Raw genomic sequence first — 11177 nt, 5'->3', positions numbered from 1 at the left:
CATAAAACGTTCAACTTTTAAAACATAAAACAATGCGAAAGCTATTTATAGTATCTATATTAATTTGTTCATCAAGTCTTTTATTTGCTCAAAAAAAGAGTAAAGACACCTTAAAAACTGAAGAAATAATTGTTGTAAAACCATACACACCAACTATTACAGATGCTTTTAAAGTAAAATCTAATCCTTCTATTGAAGAAACTAAAAACATAGAAAAAGAAAAAGTAAACTATAGTATTTTTTCTATTCCTGTAGCGTCTACTTTTACACCTTCAAAAGGAAAAGCGCAAAGTATAAAACGAGCTCCAAAAGAACGCTTGTTTCAAAATTACATTTCTGCTGGGTTCGGAAACTTTACAAGCCCAACGTTCGAAGCTTACATACATTCTGGAGAAAGTAGGTATAATGATTTTGGTGTTTTTGTAAATCATTATTCTTCGGAAGGTGGTATTAAAGACCTACAATTAGATGATAGTTTTGCTGACACCAGAATTGATGCTTTTTACAAGCAATTTGACAGAGATTTTAACTGGCAAGTAAACGCTGGCGTACAACGTAGACAATTTAATTACTATGGTTTAGACAGCCAGATTACTTTTGATGATACAATGTTAAATAGTTTAGACGAAAAACAAGTTTACAAAAATATTTATTTAGGTGGAAAAATTGACTTTTTCGATTCGTATTTTAAAGGTGCTACGGTAGAAGTTGTAAACTTTACAGATAATTATAGCTCTAATGAAATTCGTTTTGTAGCAAAGCCTAAAGTAGAATTCCCAATTTCAACAGAGCTTATTAATAGTGAATTTTTAGTGGACTTTATTTCAGGAAAATTCAAACAAAATTATTTAGTAAATACAGAAACTAAATACAGCTTTTTAAACCTTGGTTTTAATCCTAATTTTGAAGTATTAAGAGATAATTTAACAGTAAATCTTGGAGCAAAAATATATTACTCTAATGATTTAGAAAATAGTGCAAATAATTTTTATGCCTACCCAAATGTTACTGCTTCATTAAAAATGGTTGAAGATGTTTTTACTTTAGTTGGTGGAGTTACCGGAGACTTGATTCAAAATAATTATAAAGATTTTACAGAAGACAATCCCTATGTTTCTCCTACACTAAACATTATGCAAAGCGATCAGCAATACAAAGCTTTTGTTGGTGCAAAAGGTAAATTAGCATCTAACATTGGGTATAATTTAAATGTTAGTCATTCAAACGAAAAAAATAAACCTTTATTTATTCAAAATCAAACGCAAACAAACGGTACAAGTAGTGTTACTGAAGCTTACCAATTAGGAAATTCGTTTAGTGTAATTTATGACGATATTAAAACTTTAGGCGTTTTTGCTGAAATTACAATTAATGTTTCTGAAAACTTAAATATTGGAGCTAATTTAAACTACAACAATTATACAACTACAAACCAAACAGAAGCTTGGAATTTACCAGATATGTACGCTACAATTTCTGGTAATTACCAAAACAAAAATTGGTTTGCTGGCGCTAAATTATTTTATAATGGTGCAACTAAGGATTATGTTTTACTTTATTTAGCAGCTCCAAATACTGGTACAATTGTAGAAAACGATAGCTATATAGATTTAAATTTAAATGGAGGTTATATATTTTCGGATAGGTTAACAGCGTTTGCAAAAATAAATAATGCGTTAGGTAAAAAATACCATCCTTTTGTAAATTACCAAGTACAAACTTTACAAGTTTCTGCAGGAATTACTTACAAATTCGACTTATAATGCTTTATAGAATTAATTAGTTTTTCAGACAAGTTAAACAACCATTTAACTTGTTCTGAAACTAGTTGGGTCTCTTTTAACATCTCTCCCATTTCTATACTAATTTCTTTACCATCTTCTATTTCTTGATCTCTTTGTTTAGATAAATTATCAAAATAATTATCGTAAACTGCCTTTGCATTTTCAATTTCAGAAACTTCTAATGCTTCAATAGCTGTTTTTCCTTCTAACAAATTATTAGCCAACTCTAAATTAGCAACAATATACTTTACAAAAACAGTAAACTGTTTTGGAACTTGAGCCGTTTTATTATTTCTAATAAATACACCTAACGATGTTAAAGAAGAAAGAAATGTATTGTTTATGGTAATAATATCGTAAATAGTTGCTAACTCTTTTTGTTTAGATTTTGGATCTTGATTCATTCGCTGATAAGCTGCATTTAAATTTCCAATATTTAAAAAAGCCTCTTTTCTAGACAAGCTGTAACTAGTTGGCACTTCACCTTTTTTATGGTAATAACTATCTATTTGCTTCAAAAATAATTTATTAGCCTTAATAGCATCCATAAAATATTCGTGTATATTTTGAAATTGCCAAGATGGCCACAACACATAATTTGCAGCTATAGCTAATGCTGCACCAATTAAGGTATCCAACACTCTAAACTTTATTACAGACAACGTATTTGGTTCTAATAATGCATAAACAAATACTACGTGTAACGTAATAAATATGGCTCCATTTCTATAATTAGATTGTATTAATGAAAATGCTAATGGAAGAGAAATAACTGCAATAACTCCAAAAATAACTGCATTTTGAGTTACCAAAAAAATAACTGTAGCTATTGCAGCTCCAATTAATGTTCCTAAAACCCTATTTTTAGATCGTTCTTTAGTTAAACCATAACTTGGTCTCATTATAACAACTAGGGTTAATAGAATCCAATATGGATTTTGCATAGAAAAAACACTACCAATAAAAAACCCAATAATTACAACAATTACCAATCTTAACGAATGTTTAAAAATTGGAGATTTTAAACTAAAGTTTTCTTTCAGTTTTTTTAAATCATAATCTTGTGGTGTTATAAATCTATCAGCATCTTTAACACCTAATATTTTATCATTTGTTTTATAATTATTTATAATTCGCTCAATACTAATAACGGATTGTGCTTGTTTTTCTAAATAATTTTTAAGGTTTAACAACATTAAAGTACCTACTCTAGACTTAGGTAAACCAACTAGTATTCTATAATAATCTATTTGTAAACTAATTTTTTTAAGCATTCCAGGTATTTGCTCATTATGTGTAACCTTGCCATCACCTCCTATTACTTTTGAAATATGCAAAAGTTGATTAGAAATTTCAAATATTAGATTTTTAAATGCTTCTGTTTTTTCAGAGTGATCTTTAAAAACCTCATCAAATTTTTCGTAATTAACAGGGTTAGAAACAGCCAACTCTAAAATCTCTATCAATTCAGAAAAGAATAATTGCTGCCTACGTGTTCTATTTGAAAAACCAGACATTAAACGCTTACTCAAAATAATTTCACGTAATGATTCGTGACTGTCATTAATTTCCGACTGTAATTGAAACAACTTGCTATACAACTCATCACGTTTTGTTGTGCAAACTAACAATTGACCTCTAACTTTTAAAAATTCTGCAGTTTTTTCTGCAACCTCAACAAAAAGCTGATCTGTTTGAATTTTAGGCAATAATAATGAAGCCGACATAGTTAATAACAAATACCATAAACCACCAATAGCAACTAGCATTGAATGCATTAACAAACTCATTTCCTCTACTTCGTAAGCAAAACTTAAAACAATAGCCAACAAGCCTGAAAACGATATAAGTGAAGCTCTAAAACCAAAAACAGATATATACGAAACTAAAAATACTAATGCACTTAAAACAGGTAATAATACCCATAAATTGAAAGAAATAGAACCTAAAAGTAAGGTGATACTAAATGAAATTATTAACGCAGCAAGCAATCCAAAAAACTTATGCTTTAAGCTTCCTTGCACATCTGTTGGCGAACAAAATAATACACCTAAAGAAATACTAAATCCTAAATGAATATCACCTAAAAAATAATTTGCAAAAAAAACAGGAGAGATCATAGCAAATGCTAAAACAATTGCTTTTAAAAAACTAAAACTTTTTATAAATCTATTTAATGATGCTAACATTTATACTTTATTAGCGGCAAATTTACACAGTATTTATCTATTCAGAAGAAATAAAAATTATATAATTGTAAAATGTTTTTACATAAACACCCATATAAACCTTTTATTCCTACAAATGCTACCAAACTAATTGTTGGTACTTTACCTCCTCCTCGATTTTTTAATGGTGTTTTAAAAAAAGGCGATGTAGATTTTTGCTATGGAAGTATTGATGGGCAATTATGGCCTATTTTAAATGAAATTTTCGCCTTAAATCTGCAATTCGAAACTACTGATTTTGCAATTCAGCAAAGAAAAAATTTCTTGATAAAAAACCATATTGGTATTTGTGATATTGTTGAATCGTGTGAACGAAAAAAAATTGATGCATCAGATTTAGGAATGGAAAATATTATTCTAAGAGATTTATTAAACTTTATAAAAAATTCTAAAAAGGTTGACACATTGCTATTAACTGGCGGAAATAGTAAAAATGGTCCTGAATACCATTTAAGAAGATTGCTAAAAGCAGAGAACATAACATTTACACCTATTAGTAAAACAACACCAAAAATTAATTCATTCAAAGTAAACAATAGAACAATTAAGGTTGTATCGCTAACAGCTCCGTCTGGAGCAGCAAATAGAGCCGTTGGAAGTAACCCAGATTACAAATTACTTAAACAGAAAAACCCAAATTTTAACACCTTTGATTTTAGAGTTTTACAATACAAAAAGTTCTTTTAGAGTTTTAACACTTTCCGCATTACCAAACTTGCTTTTTTCATTAAATTTGCATTTTAACCCAATAAACAAACGTATGAAATCATATTTTTATATTTTATTTTTTGCTTTATTCATAGCATGTAATAGTGATGATGACGATATAAAATCACTAAATCAAGATGAAGGTGATATTATAGAATATTTACAAACAAATAATCTAAGTGCAGAAACTTCAAGCAGTGGATTATATTATATTATTGAAGAAGAAGGAACAGGAGATTTAATTGAAAGTAATGCTTCAGTTATTGTAAAATACACTGGAACTTTTTTAGACGGTAACCAATTTGACGCGAGTAGTGACGAAGGCTACAATTTTAAACTAGAAGGTTTAATTGCCGGTTTTGCTGAAGGACTAACACATTTTAAAAAAGGAGGAAAAGGAAAGTTATTAATTCCACCTAGTTTAGCATATGGAGAAAGTGGAAATGGAACTATACCAGGAAGTGCTGTTTTAGTATTTGACATTGAAGTTTTAAATGTGTACAATCCACAAGGAGAAGATGATATTCTAACATATTTAAACGAAAATAGTTTAACAGCAGAAAGTACAGACTCTGGTTTATACTACATTGTTGATGAAATTGGAGATGGCGAAACTATATTTTCTACTTCGACAATTAATGTAATATACAAAGGATATTTGCTCGACGGAACTGAGTTTGACAACAGCAATGGAACAGCTGTAGAATTAAATCTTCAAAGTGTTATTTCAGGATTTTCTGAAGGCGCACAGCTATTTAATACTGGCGGAAAAGGAACGCTAATTATTCCACCTGAATTGGCTTATGGAGAAACTGGTTATAGCAACACAATACCACCAAACGCAGTGGTTGTTTTCGATATTGAAATCACAGACTAATATTCAGTTTTAGATAAAAACAAAAAAGCTCATTTTAATAAAATGAGCTTTTTTGTTTTTATCTTATTGTTGTAATAAAATCTGGAATTTTATCTATTCCTTTATCTGTAATATAATTTACAAAAGCAGAACCAATTATAGCTCCTTTTGCTTTTGAAGTAGCTTGTTGAAATGTTTCTGCATTCGAAATTCCAAAGCCAATTACTTGTGGTGCATTTAAATTCATACTAGCAATTCTATCAAAATAGGTTTCCTGCGTATTTCCAAAACTATCTTTTGCTCCAGTAACACCGGCAGAACTTACCATATAAATAAATCCATTTGAAATACTATCTATAAATCTAATTCGTTCATCTGAAGTTTGAGGTGTGATTAAGAACACATTTATTATTCCGTATTTTTCAAAAATAGCTTTATAGTTCTCATTATAATCTTGCACAGGTAAATCAGGTATAATTAAACCATCAATACCTATTTCTTCACATTTTTTACAGAACGCTTCCACTCCATATTGCATCATCGGATTAAAATACCCCATAATTATTAGCGGTATTGAAACTGTTTTTCTAATATCTTTTAATTGATTAAAAAGTACTTCGGTAGTCATTCCATTTTCTAAAGCAGCCGTAGAACTCGCTTGAATGGTTGGTCCATCAGCTAAAGGATCACTAAAAGGTAATCCAATTTCAATAAAATCTACTCCACTTTTCTCTAAACTTTCAATTACTTCAACAGTATCATTAAGTTTAGGATAACCAGCTGTAAAATAAATAGAAAGTAGCTTTTTATCTTCTTGTAATTTTTTATTTATTCTGTTCATTTTAATAGTATTGAGTAATGAGTATTTAGTAATAAGATTTTCAGCAATTATCTTCTCTCAATTCTTAAATCTAAAACCTCATATCTAGTTTTACAATTTAAAATATTTTATATATGTATTCAAATCCTTATCTCCTCTTCCTGATAAATTTAGTACAACAACATCGTCTTTTTTAAATTCTTTCTGTTTAAAAACAGCCAATGCATGTGAACTTTCTATAGCAGGAATAATCCCTTCTAACTCACATAATTCCAAACCAGCTTGCATTGCTTCATCATCTGTAATTGAAATAAACTCTGCTCTTTTACTTTCACATAAATGCGCGTGTAATGGCCCAACTCCTGGATAATCTAACCCTGCAGAAATTGAATACGGCTCAATAATTTGTCCGTCTTTAGTTTGCATTAACAATGTTTTACTTCCGTGAATAACACCTTCATTTCCTAAAACACTTGTAGCTGCACTTTCGCCAGAATCAACACCTAAACCTGCTGCTTCAACCGCTATTAAACCAACTTCTTTTTCATCTAAATAATGATAAAAAGCACCTGCTGCATTACTTCCACCACCAACACAAGCAACTACATAGTCAGGATTTTCTTTCCCTTCTTTTTCTTTTAATTGCCACTTAATTTCTTCTGAAATAACAGATTGAAATTTAGCCACCATATCTGGATAAGGGTGTGGCCCAACTACCGAACCAATAATATAATGTGTATCTACTGGATTATTAATCCAATCTCTAATAGCTTCATTTGTAGCATCTTTCAAAGTTCTACTACCCGATAATGCCGGAACAACCGTTGCGCCTAACATTTTCATTCTAGCAACATTTGGTGCCTGACGTGCAATATCAATTTCTCCCATATAAACCACACATTCAATTCCCATTAAAGCACAAACAGTAGCTGTTGCAACACCGTGTTGTCCTGCACCAGTTTCAGCAATAATTCTATTTTTTCCAAGCTTTTTTGCCATTAAAATTTGCCCAATTGTGTTATTCACTTTATGAGCACCTGTATGACATAAATCTTCTCTTTTCAAATAGATTTTTGTATTGTACTTTTCTGAAAGCCTTTTTGCAAAATACAAAGGTGTTGGCCGCCCAACATACTCTTTTAATAACTCGTCAAATTCTTTTTTGAAAGAATCTTCTTGCATTATTTTTAAATAATTCTGACGTAGTTCTTCTACATTTGGATACAACATTTCTGGAATATAAGCTCCACCAAATTGGCCGTAATATCCGTTTTCATCTACAAAATAACTCATTATAAATTTTGTTTAAATTCTTTAATATTTGCTATATTTTTTAACGCTGGTTCTATTTCAAAACCACTGTTTATATCTACTCCTATACACTTATTGGATTCCTGCCTACGTAAGAATGACAGTATTACTTGTGAATCATCTTTTGTAATTCCACCACTTAACATATAAGGCAATTCTCCTTTATAATTGTCTAACATCTGCCAATTAAATTTAACACCATTTCCTCCATAATCTTTTCCTTTAGTGTCAAATAATAAATAATCACATACTTTTTGATAAGGCTCTGTTTTAGAAAAATCAAAATCATCATCAACTGAAAATGCTTTGAATATTTCAACTTGGCGATTGAGCGGAGTCGAAATCACATTATTTATATTTTCGTTGTAAGTCACTTCGACTCCGCTCAGTGACCGAATATACTCTGGTGTTTCATTACCGTGTAATTGAACTGCATCCAATTGATGCTTTTGAACTATTTTAACAATAGTTTCAATAGTTTCGTTTACAAAAACTCCCACTTTTTTTATTTCAGAAGGAATTTTAACTTGTGGAAAATCGGAAACAAAACGTTTCGACTTTTTATAAAATATAAAACCCATATAATCTGGTTTTAATTTTATGAGCTCCGAAATATTTTCGGAATTTCGCATTCCACAAACTTTAATTTTCATTTTTCTATTTTTTACTCTTGTCAAACCTGCATAAGCAGGTATCTTTTATTCTGTTAGTTTTGGATTCCTGCCTTTCCAGAAATGACATTTAATATTGTCATTTTGAGCGAAACAAAGTGAAGTCGAAAAATCTCACGGATTATAAGATTCTTCACTACGTTCAGAATAACAAATTATCCTATTTGATCAATAAATTCTTTACACGCCTCGCCTGGATTATCAGTTTTCATAAAATTTTCACCAATTAAAAACCCTTGAAAACCATATTCTTTCAATCCAGTTATCACTCTTGGATCATTTAAACCACTTTCAGAAACTTTTACACAACTATCAGGAATTAAACTTGCCAACTGAATTGAATGTTCTAAATCAACTTTAAATGTTTTCAAATTTCTATTGTTAATTCCAATAATTTTATTGTCTGCATCAATCTTATCTAGTTCTTCTTCTGTATGAATTTCATACAAAACATCTAAACCTAAATCTTCAGCTAATTTTCCGTAATTTTTTAGTTCATCTTTGGTTAAGCAGGCTGCAATTAATAAAATAACATCGGCTCCAATGGCTTTAGCTTCAACAATTTGAAATCCATCAACAATAAAATCTTTACGTAAAATTGGTGTTGTATCTTGAACTGCACGAGCTTTCATAACATCCATTATATTTCCTCCAAAAAAGTGAGTATCTGTTAAAATAGACTGTGCTGCAACTTTAGCATCTAAATACCCATTTGTTACTTCTTCTATTTCAACTTTATCATTAATAATTCCTTTTGAAGGAGATTGCCTTTTAAATTCTGCAATAATTCCTGTCGACCCAACACTCAACAAACTCTTTTTTAAAGATAATGGAGTTCTTTGAAAGTTAGGGCTTTTTATAAGTTTCTCTACCTGAACTTCTTTTCTTAATTGAGCAACTTCTTGCTTTTTATGTGCTATTATTTTTTCTAGTATTGTCATTTTTCTAATAAATTCTGGAGGTTGAGCGGAGTCGAAACCACATTATTACTATTGTCACTTCGACTCCGCTCAGTGACCAACCTTATATAATCAACTTCTTTAAACTTTCTTTTGCTTTTAATCCTAATAATGAATCTTTTGCTTCTGCAAAAGCATCTTCAAAAGATTTAGTTTTATCAAATGTTTTTAATGCAAATGCGGCATTGGCACACACTACATTATTTTGGGCTTCAGTTCCATTTCCTTCCAATATTGAAACAAATATTTTTGCTGATTCTTCAACTGAATCTCCTCCAAAAATCTCTTCTTGTTCTAATCTTCTTAAATTCAATTCTTCAGGAGTAATAAATTGCTCGTTATCTTTTGTAAGTAATTTAAAACCACTTGTTAATGAAATTTCATCGTAACCATCTAAACTATGAACTATGGCATAATTTTGAGTAGTTTCTTGCAATAAATAATTATACAATCTTGCAACTTCTAAATTGAAAACTCCAACCATTTGATTTTGAGGATTACTTGGATTTACCAACGGACCTAACATATTAAAAAAGGTTTTCATACCTAATTCTCTTCGAGTTGGTCCAACTGCTTTCATAGCTGGATGAAATAACGGAGCGTGTAAAAAACAAATATTTGCTTTATCTATTTGGCTTTTTAAAATTGACTCTTCATTTGTGAATTTATAACCCAAATATTCTAGCATATTTGATGAACCACTAATTGAAGATGAACTATAATTACCGTGTTTAGCAACCTTATTTCCAGTACCTGCAACAATAAACGATGTTAATGTTGAAATATTAAAAGTGTCTTTTCCATCTCCTCCAGTTCCACATAAATCTATGGTATTAAAATCGGACAAATTAACTTTTACCGATAATTCCAACAATGCTTCTCTAAACCCAGCTAACTCATCAACCGAAATTGGTCGCATTAAAAACACTGTTAAAAATGAAGCAATTTGGGAGTTATTAAACTTCTCTGCTGCAATTTCAATCAATATAGATTTTGCTTCTTCTTTGGTTAAGCGTTGTTGCTCAAATAATTTGTTTAATGTATTTTTCATTTAATTTCTTTTAATAAAACAGATTGCTACGTCGTTTCTCTCCTCGCAATGACATATTTTTTAGGGTGATTGAGCGGAGTCGAAATCACATTTCCTCTATTCCGATGTCACTTCGACTCCGCTCAGCGACCTAATTATTTATTTGCATCAATAAAATTACGAACCATTTTTTCTCCTGTTGGCGTTAAAATAGATTCTGGGTGAAATTGCACCGCGCTAATACTGTATTCTTTATGTTGAATACTCATAATATCTCCAAATTCATCTTCTGCAGTAATTTCTAATTCAGCAGGAAAACCTTTTTTTGAAGCAATCCAAGAATGGTAACGAGCCGCTTCAAATTCAGTAGGAAAATCCTTATAAATTGTAGCATCTTTTTTGGTAATATTCATTGTAGTTGCTACACCGTGAAAAACTTCATCCATATTTTCGAGACTTCCACCAAAAACTTCTGTAATAGCTTGTAAACCTAAACACACACCAAAAATTGGTTTTTTACCTGCATAGGTTTTAATAGTTTCTTTTAAAATTCCTGCCTCATCTGGAATACCAGGACCTGGAGAAAGAATTATTAAATCGTATTTATCTATTTCTGAAATTTCAATCTCATCGTTTCTAAATACAGCTGGATATTCACCTGTAATATCTTCAACCATATGAACTAGGTTGTATGTAAATGAATCGTAATTGTCTAATATTAAAATTTTCATTGTTTCAATTTCTGTTTTCGTCTCCCTAACTTATTTCAAGGCCTCATTATCAATATTATGAGATTCTGAAACAAGTTCA

10 protein-coding genes are annotated in these 11177 nt (G+C 30.3%); 3 read left to right on the top strand and 7 right to left on the bottom strand.

Going from position 1 to position 11177, the window contains the following annotated elements:
• The first annotated feature begins 32 nt into the window (after nucleotides 1-32).
• Nucleotides 33-1763: a TonB-dependent receptor gene (locus BLU40_RS08045; RefSeq protein WP_090122127.1), complete on the top strand. Its 1731-nt coding sequence runs from the start codon at nucleotides 33-35 to the stop codon at nucleotides 1761-1763.
• Here BLU40_RS08045 and BLU40_RS08040 read toward each other — a convergent pair.
• Nucleotides 1745-3973 carry an FUSC family protein gene (locus tag BLU40_RS08040; protein ID WP_090122125.1) on the bottom strand — a complete coding sequence of 743 codons (2229 nt, stop codon included), beginning with the start codon at nucleotides 3971-3973 and terminating at the stop codon, nucleotides 1745-1747. The genes BLU40_RS08045 and BLU40_RS08040 overlap by 19 nt on opposite strands.
• A 72-nt stretch (nucleotides 3974-4045) precedes the next feature.
• Here BLU40_RS08040 and BLU40_RS08035 point away from each other — a divergent pair, with 72 nt between their 5' ends.
• Together BLU40_RS08035 and BLU40_RS08030 are read left to right on the top strand one after the other, a co-directional pair.
• Nucleotides 4046-4699, top strand: a complete 654-nt coding sequence (locus BLU40_RS08035; RefSeq protein ID WP_090122123.1) for a uracil-DNA glycosylase family protein — start codon at nucleotides 4046-4048, stop codon at nucleotides 4697-4699.
• Nucleotides 4700-4772: 73 nt separating this feature from the next.
• On the top strand, nucleotides 4773-5597 hold the full coding sequence (locus BLU40_RS08030) for an FKBP-type peptidyl-prolyl cis-trans isomerase (RefSeq protein WP_139170933.1): 825 nt from the start codon (nucleotides 4773-4775) through the stop codon (nucleotides 5595-5597).
• A gap of 58 nt (nucleotides 5598-5655) precedes the next feature.
• Here the strand turns inward: BLU40_RS08030 and trpA are convergent, their stop codons facing one another.
• The 6 genes from trpA to BLU40_RS08000 all read right to left on the bottom strand — a co-directional run bounded on the left by trpA (nucleotide 5656) and on the right by BLU40_RS08000 (nucleotide 11098).
• On the bottom strand, nucleotides 5656-6417 hold the full coding sequence (gene trpA / locus BLU40_RS08025; protein ID WP_090122120.1) for a tryptophan synthase subunit alpha: 762 nt from the start codon (nucleotides 6415-6417) through the stop codon (nucleotides 5656-5658).
• Nucleotides 6418-6507: 90 nt separating this feature from the next.
• Nucleotides 6508-7689: a tryptophan synthase subunit beta gene (gene trpB / locus BLU40_RS08020; RefSeq protein WP_090122119.1), complete on the bottom strand. Its 1182-nt coding sequence runs from the start codon at nucleotides 7687-7689 to the stop codon at nucleotides 6508-6510.
• Nucleotides 7689-8360 carry a phosphoribosylanthranilate isomerase gene (locus BLU40_RS08015; protein WP_090122117.1) on the bottom strand — a complete coding sequence of 224 codons (672 nt, stop codon included), beginning with the start codon at nucleotides 8358-8360 and terminating at the stop codon, nucleotides 7689-7691. The genes trpB and BLU40_RS08015 overlap by 1 nt, the downstream gene beginning before the upstream one ends.
• Nucleotides 8361-8533: 173 nt before the next feature.
• Nucleotides 8534-9319 carry an indole-3-glycerol phosphate synthase TrpC gene (gene trpC, locus BLU40_RS08010; protein WP_090122116.1) on the bottom strand — a complete coding sequence of 262 codons (786 nt, stop codon included), beginning with the start codon at nucleotides 9317-9319 and terminating at the stop codon, nucleotides 8534-8536.
• 82 nt (nucleotides 9320-9401) lie between these two features.
• Nucleotides 9402-10388 (bottom strand): anthranilate phosphoribosyltransferase, encoded by a 987-nt coding sequence (trpD, locus tag BLU40_RS08005; protein ID WP_090122114.1) that lies wholly within the window; start codon nucleotides 10386-10388, stop codon nucleotides 9402-9404.
• Between the two features lie 134 nt (nucleotides 10389-10522).
• A complete protein-coding gene (locus BLU40_RS08000; protein WP_090122111.1) occupies nucleotides 10523-11098 on the bottom strand; it encodes an anthranilate synthase component II in 576 nt (191 codons plus the stop codon).
• Nucleotides 11099-11177 lie beyond the last annotated feature (79 nt).

It is taken from the genome of Lutibacter oricola (assembly GCF_900106565.1).
Taxonomy (GTDB): Bacteria; Bacteroidota; Bacteroidia; order Flavobacteriales; family Flavobacteriaceae; genus Lutibacter; species Lutibacter oricola.
This window is presented reverse-complemented; position numbering and strand designations above follow the sequence as displayed.

Coding starts and splice junctions, on each gene's coding strand:
- BLU40_RS08035 (WP_090122123.1), top strand. CDS start 4,046: ATGTTTTTACATAAACACCCATATAAACCTTTTATTCCTACAAATGCT.
- BLU40_RS08030 (WP_139170933.1), top strand. CDS start 4,773: ATGAAATCATATTTTTATATTTTATTTTTTGCTTTATTCATAGCATGT.
- BLU40_RS08045 (WP_090122127.1), top strand. CDS start 33: ATGCGAAAGCTATTTATAGTATCTATATTAATTTGTTCATCAAGTCTT.
- BLU40_RS08040 (WP_090122125.1), bottom strand. CDS start 3,973: ATGTTAGCATCATTAAATAGATTTATAAAAAGTTTTAGTTTTTTAAAA.
- trpD (WP_090122114.1), bottom strand. CDS start 10,388: ATGAAAAATACATTAAACAAATTATTTGAGCAACAACGCTTAACCAAA.
- BLU40_RS08000 (WP_090122111.1), bottom strand. CDS start 11,098: ATGAAAATTTTAATATTAGACAATTACGATTCATTTACATACAACCTA.
- BLU40_RS08015 (WP_090122117.1), bottom strand. CDS start 8,360: ATGAAAATTAAAGTTTGTGGAATGCGAAATTCCGAAAATATTTCGGAG.
- trpC (WP_090122116.1), bottom strand. CDS start 9,319: ATGACAATACTAGAAAAAATAATAGCACATAAAAAGCAAGAAGTTGCT.
- trpB (WP_090122119.1), bottom strand. CDS start 7,689: ATGAGTTATTTTGTAGATGAAAACGGATATTACGGCCAATTTGGTGGA.
- trpA (WP_090122120.1), bottom strand. CDS start 6,417: ATGAACAGAATAAATAAAAAATTACAAGAAGATAAAAAGCTACTTTCT.